17 protein-coding genes and 1 tRNA gene are annotated in these 16,911 nt (G+C 61.2%); 4 read left to right on the forward strand and 14 right to left on the reverse strand.

The features are described 5' to 3' along the window. Positions 1-43 precede the first annotated feature (43 nt). The 5 genes from ACY4LX_RS21655 to ACY4LX_RS21675 all read right to left on the reverse strand — a co-directional run bounded on the left by ACY4LX_RS21655 (position 44) and on the right by ACY4LX_RS21675 (position 4,364). Complete coding sequence (locus ACY4LX_RS21655; protein ID WP_149659798.1) at positions 44-1,018, reverse strand: 5-oxoprolinase subunit C family protein; 975 nt, start codon at positions 1,016-1,018, stop codon at positions 44-46. Next, the gene (locus ACY4LX_RS21660) at positions 1,015-1,887 is read right to left on the reverse strand and encodes a 5-oxoprolinase subunit B family protein (RefSeq protein ID WP_149659799.1); all 873 of its coding nucleotides are present in this window, start codon (positions 1,885-1,887) and stop codon (positions 1,015-1,017) included. The genes ACY4LX_RS21655 and ACY4LX_RS21660 overlap by 4 nt, the downstream gene beginning before the upstream one ends. Beyond that, positions 1,884-3,257, reverse strand: coding sequence for an acetyl-CoA carboxylase biotin carboxylase subunit (locus ACY4LX_RS21665; protein WP_463257795.1), 1,374 nt, complete (start codon positions 3,255-3,257; stop codon positions 1,884-1,886). Before ACY4LX_RS21665 ends, ACY4LX_RS21660 begins: the two co-directional genes overlap by 4 nt. Before the next feature lie 10 nt (positions 3,258-3,267). Further along, positions 3,268-3,513 carry an acetyl-CoA carboxylase gene (locus ACY4LX_RS21670; RefSeq protein ID WP_095079351.1) on the reverse strand — a complete coding sequence of 82 codons (246 nt, stop codon included), beginning with the start codon at positions 3,511-3,513 and terminating at the stop codon, positions 3,268-3,270. Positions 3,514-3,605: 92 nt separating this feature from the next. After that, complete coding sequence (locus tag ACY4LX_RS21675) at positions 3,606-4,364, reverse strand: 5-oxoprolinase subunit PxpA (RefSeq protein ID WP_463257796.1); 759 nt, start codon at positions 4,362-4,364, stop codon at positions 3,606-3,608. Positions 4,365-4,489: 125 nt separating this feature from the next. On the opposite strand from ACY4LX_RS21675, the gene ACY4LX_RS21680 reads away from it, so the two are divergent. Beyond that, entirely contained in the window at positions 4,490-5,407 is a 918-nt protein-coding gene (locus ACY4LX_RS21680) for a LysR family transcriptional regulator (protein ID WP_149659802.1), read from the forward strand. A gap of 137 nt (positions 5,408-5,544) precedes the next feature. Here the strand turns inward: ACY4LX_RS21680 and ACY4LX_RS21685 are convergent, their stop codons facing one another. Further along, positions 5,545-6,294, reverse strand: a complete 750-nt coding sequence (locus tag ACY4LX_RS21685) for an SDR family NAD(P)-dependent oxidoreductase (RefSeq protein WP_463257797.1) — start codon at positions 6,292-6,294, stop codon at positions 5,545-5,547. A gap of 144 nt (positions 6,295-6,438) precedes the next feature. On the opposite strand from ACY4LX_RS21685, the gene ACY4LX_RS21690 reads away from it, so the two are divergent. Continuing rightward, positions 6,439-7,302 carry an AraC family transcriptional regulator gene (locus ACY4LX_RS21690; RefSeq protein ID WP_463257798.1) on the forward strand — a complete coding sequence of 288 codons (864 nt, stop codon included), beginning with the start codon at positions 6,439-6,441 and terminating at the stop codon, positions 7,300-7,302. A gap of 274 nt (positions 7,303-7,576) precedes the next feature. Here the strand turns inward: ACY4LX_RS21690 and ACY4LX_RS21695 are convergent. From ACY4LX_RS21695 to ACY4LX_RS21715, 5 genes are all read right to left on the reverse strand, one after another. Continuing rightward, positions 7,577-7,651, reverse strand: a tRNA-Gln gene (locus ACY4LX_RS21695). A gap of 87 nt (positions 7,652-7,738) precedes the next feature. Further along, positions 7,739-8,851: an agmatine deiminase family protein gene (locus ACY4LX_RS21700; RefSeq protein ID WP_463257799.1), complete on the reverse strand. Its 1,113-nt coding sequence runs from the start codon at positions 8,849-8,851 to the stop codon at positions 7,739-7,741. A 14-nt stretch (positions 8,852-8,865) separates the two neighbouring features. Then, complete coding sequence (locus ACY4LX_RS21705; RefSeq protein ID WP_463257800.1) at positions 8,866-9,963, reverse strand: extracellular solute-binding protein; 1,098 nt, start codon at positions 9,961-9,963, stop codon at positions 8,866-8,868. Positions 9,964-9,965: 2 nt separating this feature from the next. Next, positions 9,966-10,874 (reverse strand): N-carbamoylputrescine amidase, encoded by a 909-nt coding sequence (gene aguB / locus ACY4LX_RS21710; RefSeq protein WP_463257801.1) that lies wholly within the window; start codon positions 10,872-10,874, stop codon positions 9,966-9,968. Between the two features lie 4 nt (positions 10,875-10,878). After that, entirely contained in the window at positions 10,879-11,922 is a 1,044-nt protein-coding gene (locus ACY4LX_RS21715; RefSeq protein ID WP_463257802.1) for an agmatine deiminase family protein, read from the reverse strand. Positions 11,923-12,056: 134 nt separating this feature from the next. Between ACY4LX_RS21715 and ACY4LX_RS21720 the strand changes: the two genes are divergently transcribed. Continuing rightward, the gene (locus ACY4LX_RS21720) at positions 12,057-12,911 is read left to right on the forward strand and encodes a LysR family transcriptional regulator (RefSeq protein ID WP_149659809.1); all 855 of its coding nucleotides are present in this window, start codon (positions 12,057-12,059) and stop codon (positions 12,909-12,911) included. Between the two features lie 146 nt (positions 12,912-13,057). Continuing rightward, positions 13,058-13,330 (forward strand): DUF2790 domain-containing protein, encoded by a 273-nt coding sequence (locus tag ACY4LX_RS21725; protein ID WP_463257803.1) that lies wholly within the window; start codon positions 13,058-13,060, stop codon positions 13,328-13,330. Between the two features lie 42 nt (positions 13,331-13,372). On the opposite strand, the gene ACY4LX_RS21730 is transcribed toward ACY4LX_RS21725, so the two are convergent. The 3 genes from ACY4LX_RS21730 to ACY4LX_RS21740 form a co-directional block, all read right to left on the reverse strand. Further along, positions 13,373-14,311 (reverse strand): LysR family transcriptional regulator, encoded by a 939-nt coding sequence (locus ACY4LX_RS21730; protein ID WP_149659811.1) that lies wholly within the window; start codon positions 14,309-14,311, stop codon positions 13,373-13,375. Between the two features lie 139 nt (positions 14,312-14,450). After that, the gene (locus tag ACY4LX_RS21735; protein WP_463257804.1) at positions 14,451-15,407 is read right to left on the reverse strand and encodes an aldo/keto reductase; all 957 of its coding nucleotides are present in this window, start codon (positions 15,405-15,407) and stop codon (positions 14,451-14,453) included. Positions 15,408-15,438: 31 nt separating this feature from the next. Further along, positions 15,439-16,893 carry an efflux transporter outer membrane subunit gene (locus tag ACY4LX_RS21740; RefSeq protein ID WP_463257805.1) on the reverse strand — a complete coding sequence of 485 codons (1,455 nt, stop codon included), beginning with the start codon at positions 16,891-16,893 and terminating at the stop codon, positions 15,439-15,441. Positions 16,894-16,911 lie beyond the last annotated feature (18 nt).

A 16,911-nucleotide genomic window follows, 5' to 3' on the forward strand; every position in this document is an offset into this window, starting at 1 on the left:
TGACTTACCGTTTGGCATGGCCCGCGCTGTGCGGCGGGCAGAATCAGGAAGGGAACAGCTTGCTCAGGCAGCTGAGTTTTTTCTTATAGGAACGTCGCGCTTCCAGCGCCTCTTCGAGGGTCACCGCGACAAAGCGGGCCTTCTGGTTGGGTTGCATCTGGCCGATCAAATCGAGGTCGGCGCTGATCACCGTGCCGATCATCGCGTAGCCACCGCCGGACACGGCATCGCGGTGCAGCACGATCGGTTCGAGCCCGGCCGGGACCTGGATCGAGCCGATCGGGTAGCAACTGTCGACGATGTTCGACGGATCGGAACCGGCACCGAACGGTTGCTCCCTGGGCTGGAAGCTCAGCGCGCTGCCGCCCTTGAAGCGATAGCCGATGCGGTCCGCTTCCGAGCCGACCGTCCACGGCTCGGCGAAAAAGCTCTTCGCCGCCGATTCGGTCAAGCGGTGGTAGTACAAACCGGGCACCACCCGCAGGGTGATTTCGCCGCCCAGCGCTTGCCGCAACGCCATCGGTAAACTGGCGCCGACGCGGCTCTTGCCGCTGGCCATGCCCACTGGCAATTCGTCGCCCGCGATCAAGCGTCGTCCTTGAAAACCGCCGAGTGCGCCGAGGGCATAGGTCGAACGACTGCCGAGCACCACCGGCACATCGATGCCACCGGCCACCGCCAGATAGGCACGGGCGCCAGCCTTGGGAAAGTCAAAGCGCAGCACTTGCCCGGCCTTCACTGCGAACGCCGTGTCGTGGTGCATTTCCACGCCATCGACCCGTGGCGTCATGTGCGCGCCGGACACGGCCACCAATGCGTCTTGTTGAAATTCCAGCTCCGGCCCGAGCAACGTGCATTCCAATGCCGCTGCACCCGCCGGGTTGCCGACCAGTTGATTGGCCGCGCTCAAGGCGTATTGATCGAGCGCGCCGGAGGGCGGAATGCCCAGGTGGTAATACCCTTCGCGGCCCAGGTCTTGTACCGAAGTGGCGAGGCCGGGTTTGAGGACCTTGATCATGCCAACACCTCCTGCAGCGACTTGGGGTAGCCGACGGGGTCGGCCAGAAACGCGTCCAGCGAAAATTCCACCGGACGAATCCGCAGATCAAAGCGCCCGGCTTCGACTTCGGCCACCGCGTGGTCGTAGGCTTCACGGTCCATCGGCTTGAACTGCACGATGTCGCCCGGACGGAAAAACACCATGTGCTCTTTCAGGTACGCCAGGTTTTGCTGCGGGTCGTAGATCGGTGCCGGCGTGACGCCGAACATCTGATACCCGCCGGCACCGCGCACCGAGTAGATGCAGCCGAAGCAACCGCCGTGACCCAGGGTCAGTTTCGGTGTGTCGGTGCGCGGGCGCAGGTATTTGGGCACCTGCAACTGCCGCTCGCGCTCGACCATCTGGAACATGAACGGCAGCCCGGCGACGAAGCCGACCATCGAGACAAACCACGGCGCACCACTGTGGGCCGCAATGAATGCCTCGACGTCGGCCAGGCCGTTGATGCGTGCGGCGTATTCCAGGTCCGTGGCGCTCGGGTCCTGATGCCGGTCGCGAAAACGCATCAGGGTTTCATGGGTCCAGGGGTCGTTGTAGAGCACCGGAATCTCGATGATCCGGGTCTGCAACGTACGCTCGGCGACGGCCCCGGCCTCGGCGATTTTGACCGCTTCGAGCAAGGTATGCGGGGCGATGCGATCCGGGTCAAAACGAATCTGGAACGATGCGTTGGCCAGGCAGATATCGAGCACGCCATCCAGTGCCAGCCGTTCCACTGCGCGGGTGACGGCCAGGCCTTTGAAGAACGCTTCAAGGGACATGCTGTCGCTGACTTCGGCGAACAAATGTTCATCGGCGCCAAAGCTGTAGCGGATGGGCGTGCTCATACTTGACCTCCGCTGCGGCGCTCGGCCAGCCAGGTTTCCAGGGTGCCGGTGTGGAAGTCGGCGCTGTGCAGCCACGGTTGTTCCAGCAGTTCGCCGTGCAACGCCAAGGTGCTGGCCATGCCGGTGAGCGTGGTCCGCCTGACCGCCACCCGCGCGCGGGCCAGGGCTTCGGCGCGATCCGCACCGTGCACGATCAGCTTGGCTAACAGCGAGTCATAGTACGGCGGCACGCGGTAGCCTTGATACAGGTGCGTGTCGACGCGAATGCCCTCGCCCTGCGGCCAGATCAGTTCCTCGACCAGCCCCGGGCTGGGGAAGAAATCCCGCGCCGGGTCTTCAGCGTTCAGGCGCATTTGCAGGGCGGCGCCGTTGAGTCGGATGTCACTTTGCTTGAAGCCCAGCGGTTCACCACCGGCAATGCGCAACATGGCCTGGACCAGATCGATGCCGGTGATCAATTCGCTGACCGGGTGCTCCACCTGAACCCGCGTATTCATCTCGATAAAGAAGAACTCGCCAGTGGTGTCGTCATACAGGTATTCCAGGGTTCCGGCGCCCTTGTAGCCCAGGGATTCGGTCAAGCGCACGGCACTGGCGCAGAGCGTCTCCCGTTGCTGCTGGCTGAGAACTGGCGACGGCGCTTCTTCGAAGATTTTCTGCCGCCGACGTTGCAGCGAACACTCGCGCTCGAACAGGTGCACCGCGTGCTGACCGTCGCCCAGGACCTGCACTTCGATGTGCCGGGCCCTGCTGATAAACCGTTCCAGATACACCGCGCCATTGCCGAACGCCGCCTGGGCTTCGCGCTGGGAACGGGGAAATTCTTCTGCCAGTTGTTGGGCATTTTCGGCGAGGCGAATACCGCGTCCGCCACCACCGGCCGAGGCTTTGATCAGCAGTGGAAAACCAACGGCTTCGGCGGCTGTGAGCGCCGACTCGACGTCAAACAATTCACCGGGGGAACCCGGCACCACGGGCACGCCGGCCTCTTGCGCGGTGCGGCGGGCCTCGGCTTTGTCGCCCATGCGCCGGATCGTCTCCGGGCTCGGGCCGACGAAAATCGCCCCGGCGGCGAGGACCGCTTCGGCGAAATCGGCGTTCTCCGAAAGAAAGCCATAACCGGGGTGTACGGCATTGGCGCCGGTGGCTTTCAAGGCGCCGAGCAAGGCTTCGACGTTGAGGTAACTTTTATCCGCGCGGGCCGGGCCGAGGACGTGGATTTCATCGGCCATGCGCGCGGCCTGGGAGTCGACGTCCGCCTCGCTGCACGCCGCGACGGTGGGAATCCCCAGCGCTTTGGCAGCGCGGATAATCCGCACGGCGATCTCGCCACGGTTGGCGATCAGTAATTTATGAATGGCTTGCGTCATGATCGCGCCCTCACTCGTCGTCGAGTGTTGCGACGACCTGACCCGGTTCCACCGGATCGCCGTCTTCTACCAGGAATGCGCTGAGGCGACCCGCCGTCCCGGCGGTCAGTTCGGAAAACTGCTTCATGACCTCGATCAGGCCAATCACCGTGTCGGCACTGACCTGCGCGCCCACCTCGACGAAGTTCGCCGATTCGGGGGTGGCTTTGCGGTAGAAGGTCCCGGGCAACGGGGTGATTACAGTGTGTTCGGCCATGTCTGTTCCTCTTGGAATAGTTGTAGAAAGGCAGGCAAAAATGAATCGGTGTGCAAACCCTGGCGTCTGTGTGCCAGGTGTCTCGTCCTGATTTAGCGCGGTGCGCGGACCTCGATCCCGGCGCTGTCGAGGGCACGGCGCGTGGCTTCGACCAACGCCAGGGCGCCTGGGGTATCGCTGTGTAAACAGATGGAATCGAATTCGATCGCCAGGTCTTCACCCTCGACCGTGCGCACCACGCCTTGCTGACAGGCACGCAGTACTCGCGCGGCGACTTGCGCCGGATCGTAGGCGCGGACGTTGCGGGTGAAGACGATGGAGCCCGTGAGGTCGTATTCGCGGTCGGCGTAGAACTCGCGGATCACCGGTTGGCCGAGCTCTTTGGCGACTCGCCAGATCACCGAGTCGGGCATGCAATACAACAGCAACTCTGGCTCCAGGCGCTGGAGATTTTCCACCAGCAAACGCGCGGCCTCTTCGTCCCGAGCCAGGTGCATGTAGAGCGCGCCATGGGGCTTGATGTGTTGCAGGGCCACGCCTTGAACCCGGGCGAGTTCACGCAGGGCGCCCAGTTGGTAGAGCATGTCGTCGACCAGTTCCTGGGCCGGCGCATTGATGTGCCGGCGGCCGAAACCGACCAGGTCGCGAAACCCCGGATGCGCGCCGACGGCCACGCCCAGACGCTTGGCCTGCTCGATGGTGCGGCGCATGGTGCTGGGGTCGCCGGCATGAAAACCGGTGGCGATATTGGCCGAGCTGATGAAGCCCATCAGCTCATTGTCGACGCCATCGCCGATGGTCCATGGGCCGAAGCCTTCGCCCATGTCCGAGTTGAAATCTACTGCTTGCATGACGCTTGCTCCTGACGCTTGTGACTTCATGCAGCCCAAGTTAGATTCCTCCGTACCCCTTGGGAAGATCTATTAACAGATAGGGTATCTTCTGAAAAACAGATACCCCGTCGTCGGGAGAACTCATGTCACTGACCCTGCGCCAGGTCCGCTATTTCGTCGCCACCGCCGAGATCGGGCAAATTTCCCAGGCCGCGATTCATCTGAACATTTCCCAATCGGCGGTCACCACGGCGATCAAGGAACTGGAAGGAATGCTGGGCGCGCTGTTGTTCCAGCGCTCGGCCCAGGGCATGAGCCTGACCGATGCCGGGCGGCATTTTCTGAATCGGGCGTATGTGATTTTGCGCAGCGTCGATGACGCGATGAACAGCCCGTTGCCGGACATTCGCGCCAGTGGCCTGCTGCGTCTGGCGGCGAGTTACACGGTGATCGGCTACTTCCTGCCGCACCACTTGCAGCGGCTGGAACATTGGCATCCGGACGTGGCCATCGAAGTCCACGAACAGGAACGCACGGCCATCGAGGAAGGCCTGCTGGAAGGTCGATTCGACATGGCCGTGGTGCTCACCGCGAACCTCACGCACCCGGACATCGTCTCGGAAATCCTGTTCAATTCCGAACGCCGGTTGTGGCTGCCCAGCCACCATCCGCTGTGCGAACGTTCGGCGGTCAGCCTCGCCGATGTGGCGAAGGAACCCTACATCCTGCTGACCGTCGACGAAGCCGAACAAAGTGCGATGCGTTACTGGGAACACGCACGCCAGCAACCCAATGTGCGGGTGCGCACCAGTTCAGTGGAAGCGGTGCGCAGCATGGTCGCCAATGGCAGCGGCGTGGCGATCCTCTCGGACCTGGTGCACCGCCCCTGGTCGCTGGAAGGCAAACGCATCGAAACCCTGACAATCACCGACAAGGTGACGCCCATGAGCGTCGGTTTGGCGTGGCATCGCGAGCGGGAATTCAGCCCGGCGATGCAGGCGTTTCGTAACTACTTCCACGATGCGTTTCTGGCGCCGCAACAACTGTCTGCGCGACGCTGAAAGCCGCATGCACGATTTTCCAGCATTCGAATAACACCCTAAAAATCGGTGATGGTCGTCCCGGCAATCGTTTCGGCAAAGCCCATTCCGACCACTCGCCCAGGCGTTTCAAAACGGCGTCGGTTAGGCGGGTGTGATCAGTAGCCCACCCCGCGCACGCCACCCGATGCCCGGATCGATTCTCCGGTGATCCAATGCGAGTCCCCGGAGGCCAGAAACACGGCCAGCGGCGCAATATCTTCCGGCTCACCAAACCGGCCCAGCGGCGTGCCCGCGATCAGCTTTTCGCCAAACTCACCGGCGAAGTTACCGTCGGTGGCGGGTGTATTGGTGTGGCCGGGCATGATCGCGTTGACCCGGATACCGCGCGGCCCAAGCTCCCGGGCCAGGGCGAAGGTCAATGTGTCGACCGCGCCTTTGGTGGCCGAATACAGACTGGAGGCCAGGTAGGGATCGGTGCTGAGAATCGAGCTGATGTTGATGATGCTGCCCGCTTGGCCAAACAGCTTGACGGCTTCTCGAGCAGCCAACAGATAGCCGAGCACGTTGAGGTTGAACTGCTGATGAAATGCTTCCTCGGTGAAGTCTTCGAGCATTTGAAACACCGCGACGCCGGCATTGTTCACCAGAATATCCAGGGTTCCGTAGTTGCTCCTGACGGTGTCGAACAAGCGAATCACGTCGGTAGACTGGCTCATGTCCGCCTGAATGCCGACGGCGTTGCCGCCCAATGCCTGGATCTGCGCAACCACCGCATCGGCGTCGCTTTTGCTGGTCGCATAGTTCACCACCACCGTGGCGCCCGCGGCACCGAGCGCCTTGGCGATCCCCGCACCGATGCCTTTCGATGCGCCGGTGACCACTGCAATTTTGCCTTCGAGTTTCATGTCATGACCTTTTTAAACAGGAGTGATGTGTCGCACCAGTATTCGCGCAACCGCCGGTCAAACGGTTGCCGGTTCTTCCCCGATGCTTGCCTATTCTTCTCGCACGCCTTGCTTTGCACGCGGGTCTGCGCCATGTTCGACCCCATGAATGAAGCAATGGATGAGCTGCGCAGCATTGTGATGCGCGCGCAAGACAAGTGGACGGACACGGGCCTTGCGCGCGTGTCGATGGTCCGGGCCGAGGCGTGTGCGAATCAGGTGTATCAACCGATGCTGCACCTGGTGCTTCAAGGCTCCAAGACGTTGTCGATTGGCGATCAGGTGTTGCAGTACCCGCCGATCAGCTATTTCCTGGTGCCCGTGGACGTCCCCGCCACCGGCGAGATCTACCCCGGCGCCCCGGGCGAACCCTACCTCGCCATCAGCCTGACCCTGGACCCCAACGTCATTGCCACCTTGCTGGTGGATGAGGTCAAAACCGGCGAGCAGCCCACCGACAGTGGCTTTGCTGCGGTGACGGCGCCGACTGAACTGATTGACGCCTGGCTGCGGATGATGCGGCTGATGGATCGCCCAGACGAGGCGGCGGTACTGGCGCCGATGATTGAGCGAGAGATTCTGTTTCGAATCCTGCAAGGGCCGTTCGGCGCGATGCTGCGGGAAATCGCGCGACCCGATGGCCGACTGGCGCAGATCCGGCGTTCCACTTTATGGATCCGCGAGCACTACGCCGAACCCTTTCGCGTGGAACCCCTCGCGGCGATGGCGGATATGAGCGTCTCGGCGTTCTATCGTCACTTCAAAGCCATCACCGGCATGGCGCCCACTCAGTACCAGAAACGCCTGCGCCTGCTCAGGGCACGCTGGTTGCTGCTGTTCGATCCGCGCGATGCCGCTTCCATCGCCTTCACCGTGGGCTATGAAAGCGCCTCGCAGTTCAGCCGTGAATATGCGCGCCTGTTCGGGATGCCACCGGGGCGAGATGCCGCGCGGTTCAGACCGCAATAGGCAAAAAAAACCCCGCGACCTCATGAGGCGCGGGGTTAAAAAATTGGTTGGTTGCGGCCAACCAAAGGAGCTTCGTTGAAAACCGGTGACATTCCTGAGCAGCGTTTTCGATGGAGGCGATTCTCAACGTTTATCCGGCGAAGCAGAACTTGTCATTGGTGATTGTCACTATTAGTCGAACCGATGGTCGGGCGACGGGCACAAAAAACAGGCACAAAAAAAAGGGGACAGATCTATTTTCTGGAAAATAGATCCGTCCCCTTTTTAGGGAATATGGCAGGGGCGGCTGGATTTGAACCAACGCATGGCAGGATCAAAACCTGCTGCCTTACCGCTTGGCGACGCCCCTGCAAGAGCGGGCGGGAATTTAACAACTTTCGCCGCGTCTGGGAAGCCCCCATCATAAATAAATTTGTTTTAAAACAGCCAGTTGCCATTAAACCGATGGTTGGTGACTGGTGACACAGTGAATACCGCCGCCCCCGGCGCTGATCGCGTCGATATTGAGCTGCACCACTTCACGCTCCGGGTAGAGCTGCGACAACAGCTCAAGAGCCTTGGCATCCGCTGTCTTGTCACCAAATTCGGGCGCGATGATCGCTCCGTTGATCACGAAGTAATTGATGTAGCCGACCGCAAAATCCGGGTTGTTGCGGTTGAATTTGCTCTTGCGCGGCTTGAGCGGCGGCGACACGGTGTGGACCTGTAGTTTGCGACCCTGCGCGTCCGTGGCGTTTTTGAGAATGTCCAGATGCACGCGGGTGACCTTGTAATCGAAGGATGCAGGGTCGTTGTCGAGGTTGGCGATCACCACGCCAGGTTTGGCAAAGCGCGCGTAGAAATCCACGTGAGCATCGGTGATGTCCTTGCCCTTGATGCCCGGCAGCCAGATGATTTTGCGCAGGCCCAATTGGGCTTTCAGTTCTTCCTCGACTTCGGCCTTGCCCCAGTCGGGGTTGCGGTTGCTATTGATCCAGCTACTTTCGGTCATGATCCCGGTGCCATGGCCATCCACTTCGATCGCACCGCCCTCGCCCACCAGTTCGCTGCGCAGATAATCGGCCTGCGCGTTGCTCGCCACCCGAGCGGCCAATTGCGCATCCTTGCCATGCTGCTGCTTGTTGCCCCAACCGTTGAAGTTGAAATCCACCGCACCCAATCCGCCTTTCCCGTCGATGACAAAGTTGGCGCCGATATCGCGCATCCAGATGTCGTCGAGTTCGGTGATGACGTAGGTGACATTGCGCGTGCCGCAATGCTTCTCGGCCAACGCCCGCTCACGCTGACGGCAGAACACGGTTACCGGTTCATAGCGGGCGATGGTGCGCGCAATCAGGCCCAAGGCGGCTTGCACATCAGGGGTGAAATCCGCCCAGATCGCCTCCTGAGCACCGAACGCGATGAAGGCCCGCTGGTGTTTGTCGCCCTCGTCCGGCATGTGCCAGCCCTGAGCCACCGCCGCTTGCACGCGCGTCAGCCCCAGGGAAGCGGCGATGCCCACACCGGCGACAACCGATGCCTGTTTGATGAAATCCCGACGCGTCGGCATGTAGTTGTCCCTGATCATTTCGCAGTGGCCGTCTTGAATTTAGTCCAGGTCCGCATGCGCGCTCGCATATCAGCCTGGGGAATGTCTTGGCCGGGAATCAGCCGCGCATAGGTGGTCTCATCAAGGTAGATATCCGGGTTGTTGCGCATCGTCGCATCGACATCCGGCCGGGCCTTGGCATTGGAAGTGGGATAGCCGGTGAAGTTACTGATGGCCGCCATGTTCTGCGGGCGCATGACGAAGTTGATGAACGCGTAGGCGTATTCCGGGTGTTGCGCGTCAACCGGAATCGCCATGGTGTCCATCCACACCGTGGTGCCTTCGCGGGGGATGCGGTACTGGAACGCAGTCTTCTTGCCGGCGCTGTCCGACGTCCGCTGCGCCTGGGTCATGTCGCCGCTGTAGCCGAGGGACAGGCACAGGTTACCGTTCACCAGGTCGGTCACTGGCTGCGACTGGAACTTGCGAATGTACGGCCGCAGTTTCATCAGCAGCTCACTCGCCGCCGCCAGGTCTTGCGGCTTGGCACTGCGCGGCTCGCGACCGAGGTAGTTGAGCACCACCGCCAGCACCTCGTCGGGCGAGTCGATCATCGAGATACCGCAATCGGCGAATTTGGCCGCCAGTTCCGGCTTGAACAACATGTCCAGGCTGTTGACCGGCGCATCCGGTGCGCGTTGTTTGATCTGCTCGGCGTTGTAGGTCAGGCCGATGGTGCCCCAGGTGTAGGGCACGGTGGCGTTTTTCGAGAACGCGTAATGGGAGCGCAGCTTCTGCAAGCCGGGTTCGATATCGCCCACAGCGGTGAGTTTGGCTTGGTCCAGCGGCAACAAGCTGTGGGCGCGCATTAAGCGTTCGGCCACGGTGTCGCCGGGGAAGATCAGGTCGTAACCACTGCCGCCGGCGAGCATTTTCGCCTCCAGGGTTTCGCTGCCGTCCATGACGTCGTAGATCACCTTGATCCCGGTTTCAGCGGTGAATTTACTCAACGTGTCTTCGGCAAAATAATCGGCCCAGTTGTACAGCCGCAGGGTTTTCTCTTCGGCGTGCAGCGACGGCGCGACACATGCCAGTGCCAGGGCACCGAGCAGCAGTTGGTTGGCAATACGCATGTTCAAACCCCTTGAGTCGCCCAGCGTGAATGAAGATGACGACCGTCCTGGCTCAGCAGCGCGCCGTACATGTCCGGGCGCCGGTCGCGGTAGATGCCCCAGCTCAGGCGCTCTTCGCGCATGGCGGCCAGGTCGAGGGTGTGGACCCGCACGCCGGTGCTGTCACGGTCGGCCTCGGCGAGCAATTTGCCCTTGTGGTTGCAGATGAACGAGGAGCCGTAGAAGTCCATTTGCAGGCCCGGATCGGTGGTCGCGACTTCGCGGCCGACCCGATTGGCCGCCACCACCGGCAGGATGTTCGCCGCCGCATGGCCGCGCATGGTCATCTGCCAGTGGTCGCGGGAATCGAGGGTGGCGCAGCCCGGTTCAGAGCCGATGGTGGTGGGAAACAGCAACACTTCGGCGCCCATCAATGCCAGGCAGCGCGCGGTTTCGGGGAACCACTGGTCCCAGCAGATCCCCACGCCGAGGCGCCCGAACGCCGTGTCCCAGACCCGGAACCCGGTATCGCCGGGGCTGAAGTATTCCTTCTCCTGATAACCGATGGCGTTGGGGATATGGGTCTTGCGATATACCCCCAACAGGCGCCCGTCGGCATCGGCCACGCTCAGGGAATTGAAGTAGGCATTGCCGGCCTTTTCAAACCAGCTCAGCGGCAGCACCACCCCCAATTCCTTGGCCAATGCGGCGAAGCGCTGGAGCACGTGGCTGTCGCGATATTCTTCGGCGAGTGCCAGATGTTTATGGCTTTGCTCGATGCAGAAATACGGCGTGGCAAACAGCTCTTGCAGCAGGATGACTTGCGCGCCTTTGGCCGCCGCTTCGCGGACCAACTGCTCAGCCAGATCAAGGTTGTTTGGCAAGTCCCAGGTGCACGGCATCTGGGTGGTGGCGATCGTCAACAGGGTCATGGCTTCAACCCTCCACTGGCCAGGCCGGTTGTTGCTGGGTGATGCAATGCACCCCGCCGCCGCCATGGGCCAGGTGATTGATCCGCACCGGCACCACTTCGCGTCCCGGGAACGCCTGCACCAAGACTTCGGCCGCCGCGTGGTCGGCGTCGATGCCATAGGCCGGCATGATGATCGCGCCGTTGGCGATGTAGAAGTTGGTGTACGAGGCACAGAACACTTCGGCTTCGGTGTCCACGGCGTCGCTGGCTTCGAACAGTTCGATCAGCTCGAACTTGCGGCCCTGGGCATCGGTGGCCAGCTCCAGGGCGCGGCGGTTCTCGCGGGCCACTTCGGCGTACACCGACTGCTTGTCGTGGGTCGCGTCCACCAGCAATACGCCAGGACGGGCGAAGGCGCAGACGCCATCGACGTGGCCATCGGTCATGTCGCCGGTCACGTAATCCGGGTCACCCGGTAGCCAGATGGTTTTCTTCACGCCCAGCAGACGGCTGAAGATGTCTTCCATCTCGGCCTTGCTGGTGTCCGGGTTGCGATTGGCGTTGAGCAACACCGATTCGGTGGTGATCAGCGTGCCTTCGCCGTCGACATGAATCGCCCCGCCTTCGTTGCTCAGCGGTGTGCCAAAACACGGCAGGCCGAGGTGATTGAGTGCGCGGCGCGCCAGGCTTTCGTCGAGGTCGTGGGCCGACTTGCCGCCCCAGGCGTTGAAGCGCCAGCTCACACCGGCCAGGCCTTGTTGCGGGTGGCACACGAAGCTCGGGCCGGAATCGCGGAACCAGCTGTCGTTCACCGCCAGCGGGATCAATTCGATGTTGCGACCGCACAGCGCTTTGGCACTGGCGAGCGCCGACGGATCAACGACCATTTTCACCGGTTCGAAACGCGCGATGGCGTTGGCCACCCCGGCGAAATCCGCTTGCACTTGCGCCAAGGTGACGCGCCAACCGGATTCCCAAAGCGCTTGGTTGTGGGGCCACACCATCCAGGTCGCCGCATGCTTTACCCACTCTGCCGGCATCATCCAACCATTGTTGTTCTGTTGCATCACCAGTACCTTTTAGTTAAGACATTGTGTTCAATGAAATCTGTCTCGAAAGTCTTGGCATGCATGCTACGGCCGTAAAAACAGGCGAACAAACGATGGATTTAGTGGAAAACTGATTAGAGGAACTTATCGATATGCTCAAGCACTGGCCCCCGCTCAGTACCCTTCGCGGCTTTGAAGCCGCCGCTCGGCTGGGCAGTTTCCACAAGGCCGCCGCCGAGCTGAACCTGACCCAATCGGCGATCAGCCAGCAGATCCGCAGCCTTGAGGCCTACCTGGAACAGCCGCTGTTTTTGCGCAGTGGCCGCAGCGTCACCCTGACGGATGCCGGTCACGACCTGCTCAGCACCACCCAGGCGCTGTTGCAGCAATTGGCCGTGGGCATTCGCCGCCTCGGGCAATACCAGAAACCCAATCAACTGGTGCTCAACACCACGCCGGCGTTCGCCCGTCACTGGCTGCTGCCACGTCTGGGGGATTTTCGAAGTCAGCATCCGGAGGTGGATCTGTGGATCTACAGCACCGATGAAGTACCGGACATGACCACCCAGACCATCGACGTTGCGGTGCGCGATGACATCAGCTCCCAAGCCGAATGCAGTTTCAAAGTGCTGCACGCCGACCGCCTCTACCCGGCGTGTCATCCGCGCCTATTGGCGCTGCCACCGGCACAACGCACCACGCTGCATGGCGAGCGGGAGATGGATTGGAGTCATTGGGCGGTAGAGTCCGGCATCGATGTCGGCCAGCAGGATCAGGGGCTTAACTTCTCCGATCCCGGCCTGCTGCTGGACGCTGCCTGCGCCGGACTGGGCATCGCCCTGGTCAGCGAATTACTCAGTGGTCAGGCACGGGCCAACGGGTCGTTGCAACCCTTGGTGGAGCAAACCATTCGTGGCCCGAACTGGGCGCTGCTGACCCACCGCGACAGTGAAACCAACGCGCGAAGTTTCAGTGAGTGGTTGCTGAGTCAGCTGGAAACGGCCTGACGGCGCTATTCATGCGAAATCCGGCAACAGTGTTTGTCCCATTGCCGGCTATTTGAGGGAAAGGCAAACCCCTAGCATCGTCTCTACCCGCTGAGCAAACAGCCCGGCAGGCAAAACAACTAACCTTGAACGAGACGGTGAACATCATGAAACTCTCAAACATTGCTCTGTTTTTTGCGCTTGTCGGTGTGGGCGCACACGCATTTGCAGACGAGGCTGATTCAACTAACGCGACCCGCCAGCCACCGGTTGAAAATTACGCTTACGGCATGAAACCCGACATCCAGAAAGTCATTTCGATTACCGACACTGGCAATGAGTGTGGACCGGTCCCGGCGCAAATGACCTATGAAGATTCCGAGGGTCAACGCCACGTCATGGAATACCAAGTGATGGGCAGCGGCTGTTCAAACGGTTGAGGCCGGTGCAGACGATGGAGGGTCGACACTCCATACCTGCGGTCATCGTAACTTTGTTGAGCCGACAATTTTTTCATCAGCAGCCAACAAGCCTGGAATGTAGGTTTTAAGAAATTCCACCCAGGTCTTTATTTTTGCGTCCACGAACTTGCGTGACGGGTAGATGGCAAAGATATTCAACTCTTCAAGATGATACTCAGGCAGTACACGCACTAGCGTGCCTGCTTTCAAGCCATCAACGGCCGAAGCAATCGGCTGGATGCCGATGCCCATCCCGCTCAACAGCGCGACGGTCATGGCGTCTGCGGTGTTCACATGAAAGGGTGACAAGGGAACGGTCACCGTCTCCACGCCGTCCGGCCCCTCGAAAGCCCAGTTCTCTGCGGGCATCACCGTATTAACGATCTTCAAACAATCATGTGAAGCAAGAGCCGCCGGTGATTGCGGCGCTCCGCGTTTTTTCAAGTACGCGGGCGAAGCGCACAGGATGCTGTAGGTGATGCCCAGCCGCTGGGCGACAAACCCGGAATCGGGCAGATCCCGCGCCAGCACAATCGACATGTCATAGCCCTCCTCCAGCAAGTCCGGCAGCCGATTGGTCAGGGACAGATCGAACATGACCGAGGGTTGCGTCTCTCGGTACCTGGCGATGGCATCGATCACGTAGTGATTGCCGATGGCGGCCATCGCGTGAATCTTCAGCCGGCCAGCGGGCATGACTTGCGCAGTACCCGCTTCTTCATCCGCCTCACGGACCTCGTCGAGGATTTTCTCGCAGCGTTGCAAGTAGCGCGTACCGGCTTCGGTCAACGCCAGGCGTCGGGTGGTGCGGTTGATCAGGCGGGTTTGCAGCCGCGCTTCAAGGCTGGAGACGGCTTTGGAAACGTTGGTGGTGGTGGTGTCCAGAATCTCGGCAGCCGCGGTGAAGCTGCCGCTTTGAGCGACCGTCATGAAAAAACGCATGGTCTGGAAAACGTCCATCGTTTACCTCTGGAGGATAGAAAAAAGTAGTGGCGAACACCAAACCTGTGGCGAGGGAGCTTTTGTGGTGAGGGGGCAAGCCCCCTCGCCACAAAAGCTCCCTCACCACAAGGTCAGTGTCAGGGCAGAGAATCCGGCGTTACGCCTGCTTCTTGCGTGGGATAAACCCGGGCACGCCAGTCTCCACCACCGAGTTGAATCGCACCCGCGTTGTAATCTCTTCCTTGATCTCACGCATGGCCCGCTGCGGCAAGGTAGCAATATCCATGTTCTCCTGAATATGGCTGGGTGTTGCCGAGGTCGTTAAAAACGCGACGCCCCGCTGTACCGACCAGGCCAACGCCACTTGCGCCGGGGTTTTCTGCAAGCGCTGGGCAATCCCGGTAATCACCGCGTCTTCCAGGACTTTCGGCTCCATGCCATGCCCCAGCGGCGCAAAGGCCAGGACGATGATTCCATGCTGCTGACAAAACTCCAGCAGCTCCCATTCCGGCAAGTAAGGATGGGCTTCAACCTGCACGACGGCGGGTTTGATCCGCGCTTGGGCCACGATCTCTTTCAAGGCCGGCAAGGTGATATCCGACAAGCCGATGGACTTGCACCGGCCTTCGTCCACCAGGCGTTCAAGTGCGCGCCACGTCTCGATCAAGGTCACGCCGCGATCATAGATCACATGCCCAAACGCATCCCTCGGGTCCTGGTTATCACCGGGCTCAAAGGCAAACGGCGTATGGATCAGATAGCAGTCGATGTAGTCGACCTGAAGCCGTCGGCAACTGGCCTCGAAAGCCGGTTCGACACGCTCGGGGCGATGGTTGGTGTTCCACAGTTTGGTGGTGATGAACACGTCCTCGCGCCGGACCTTACCGGCCGCCAACACTTCCTTTAAAGCAACGCCGACCAGGTCCTCGTTGCGATACCGTTCCGCACAATCGAAATGGCGAAACCCGGCGTCCAGCGCATCCTTGACCGCTTGCGTCGTCACGCTCAGATCGCGAAACAGCGTGCCAAAGCCAACGGCCGGGATCTGGCCGGAACCGTGATTCAGCGGGAATCGGGTATCGCGAAGTCCATCGTGAAAGGCTTCATATGACATGTCTTTACTCCACTACCTGAGGCCGCAGCCGTTATTGATACGAACGTTTCGGTGCGTCGCCAGACGCCACTTTCTGCTCGAACACACCCACGCAATTACCGCCGAGCGCCACATACAGGCGCACGGTGTCGAGGTATTGCGCGGTCTTCACTCTGATCTGCCCCAGCAGCGCCTGCTCATAGGCGCGCTCCGACTCCAGCACTTGCAGGATGCTGTTTTCGCCTTGGGCGTAGGCTTGCTGGTTCAAGCGAAAACTGGTGTCGGCCGCGCGCAAGGCATCTTCCTGGGCGAGGTTTTGCTCGGCGTCATGGTTGATCGCTTGCAGGGTGTCGGCGACCTGGCCGAACGACTTGATGACCGTCTGCTGGTAGCCCGCGAGGGACGCCTGATAGCCATCGACGGCGGCCTGGCGTTCAGCCTTGAGCGTGCCGCCATTGAAGATCGGCGCCGTGAGCCCCGCCGCGAAACCCCAGAGTGCTGCGCCGCCATTGCCGGAAGCGGCCTGGGCCAGCGACGCGGAAAGTTGTATGCGGGGATAGAGATTGGCGGTCGCCACGCCCACCGCCGCGCTGGCCATGTGCAGTTCGGCCTCGGCTTGCAGAACATCCGGCCGGTCGTGGGCCATCTCCGACGGCAAACTGACCGGCACGTTGGACGGCAAGGCAAATTCGGCCAATTCGAACTCCGGCGCAATCCAGTCACCCGGACCTTTACCGGTCAGGATCGACAACGCGTGGCGCGCCGAATCACGCTGCTGCGCGAGGGGCGGCAACAGCGTGCGGTCCTGGGCGAGCCGGGTTTCAGCCAGCGACACATCGATCTGGGTGGTGGCACCACTGGCGTGTGCCCGGCGCACGAGGTCGAGGTTCTTCGCGTCATTGGCCAGCAGCTTTTCCACGGCTTGCATCTGTGCGTTGGCAGAGGCCAGCAACAATGCCTGGCTCGCGACATCGCCGGTCAGGGTCAGGTACGCCGCCTCAAAGCGATGTTTTTGCAGCTCGGTGAACGCTTGCTGCTGTTCCACCAGCCGCTTGTTACCGCCAAAAGCGTCCAGGTCGAAGCCGACCCGCGGCCCGATTGCGTAGAAATTCGAAACCGAGGCCTCGGGGGCATTGTGGGTGCGTTGGCGACCGGCCTGCGCCGCAAAATCGACTTGCGGATACAAGGCGCCCTCCGCCGCCGCGACCGAGGACGCCGCTTGCCGAATCGTTGCATCCGCCGCCACCAGCTCAAGATTGCCGTCGATGGCGCGCCGCACCAGCGCATCGAGCTTGGGCGAACGGAACGCCGTCCACCAATCACCGTCGAGCTTTTTGCCAAGGACAATCTGCCGGGCCAGTCGCTGCTCGGCCTGCTGGTCATAGTGCTGCGACTCGCTCGGCGCCGGGGTTTTAAAGTCCGGGCCAACGGTGCAGGCGGAGAGGAACACCAGGAACGACATCGCCGCGACCAGATGTCTGTTGCTGAAAAGCGCATGAGTTTTCATGGGGCAGACTCCACGACA

This window comes from Pseudomonas sp. Emmai, assembly GCF_055179735.1.

Coding starts and splice junctions, on each gene's coding strand:
- ACY4LX_RS21720 (WP_149659809.1), top strand. CDS start 12,057: ATGCTCAAGCACTGGCCCCCGCTCAGTACCCTTCGCGGCTTTGAAGCC.
- ACY4LX_RS21730 (WP_149659811.1), bottom strand. CDS start 14,311: ATGGACGTTTTCCAGACCATGCGTTTTTTCATGACGGTCGCTCAAAGC.
- ACY4LX_RS21660 (WP_149659799.1), bottom strand. CDS start 1,887: ATGAGCACGCCCATCCGCTACAGCTTTGGCGCCGATGAACATTTGTTC.
- ACY4LX_RS21740 (WP_463257805.1), bottom strand. CDS start 16,893: ATGAAAACTCATGCGCTTTTCAGCAACAGACATCTGGTCGCGGCGATG.
- ACY4LX_RS21680 (WP_149659802.1), top strand. CDS start 4,490: ATGTCACTGACCCTGCGCCAGGTCCGCTATTTCGTCGCCACCGCCGAG.
- ACY4LX_RS21675 (WP_463257796.1), bottom strand. CDS start 4,364: ATGCAAGCAGTAGATTTCAACTCGGACATGGGCGAAGGCTTCGGCCCA.
- ACY4LX_RS21670 (WP_095079351.1), bottom strand. CDS start 3,513: ATGGCCGAACACACTGTAATCACCCCGTTGCCCGGGACCTTCTACCGC.
- ACY4LX_RS21700 (WP_463257799.1), bottom strand. CDS start 8,851: ATGCCGACGCGTCGGGATTTCATCAAACAGGCATCGGTTGTCGCCGGT.
- ACY4LX_RS21685 (WP_463257797.1), bottom strand. CDS start 6,294: ATGAAACTCGAAGGCAAAATTGCAGTGGTCACCGGCGCATCGAAAGGC.
- ACY4LX_RS21725 (WP_463257803.1), top strand. CDS start 13,058: ATGAAACTCTCAAACATTGCTCTGTTTTTTGCGCTTGTCGGTGTGGGC.
- ACY4LX_RS21690 (WP_463257798.1), top strand. CDS start 6,439: ATGAATGAAGCAATGGATGAGCTGCGCAGCATTGTGATGCGCGCGCAA.
- ACY4LX_RS21735 (WP_463257804.1), bottom strand. CDS start 15,407: ATGTCATATGAAGCCTTTCACGATGGACTTCGCGATACCCGATTCCCG.
- ACY4LX_RS21665 (WP_463257795.1), bottom strand. CDS start 3,257: ATGACGCAAGCCATTCATAAATTACTGATCGCCAACCGTGGCGAGATC.
- aguB (WP_463257801.1), bottom strand. CDS start 10,874: ATGACCCTGTTGACGATCGCCACCACCCAGATGCCGTGCACCTGGGAC.
- ACY4LX_RS21705 (WP_463257800.1), bottom strand. CDS start 9,963: ATGCGTATTGCCAACCAACTGCTGCTCGGTGCCCTGGCACTGGCATGT.
- ACY4LX_RS21655 (WP_149659798.1), bottom strand. CDS start 1,018: ATGATCAAGGTCCTCAAACCCGGCCTCGCCACTTCGGTACAAGACCTG.
- ACY4LX_RS21715 (WP_463257802.1), bottom strand. CDS start 11,922: ATGCAACAGAACAACAATGGTTGGATGATGCCGGCAGAGTGGGTAAAG.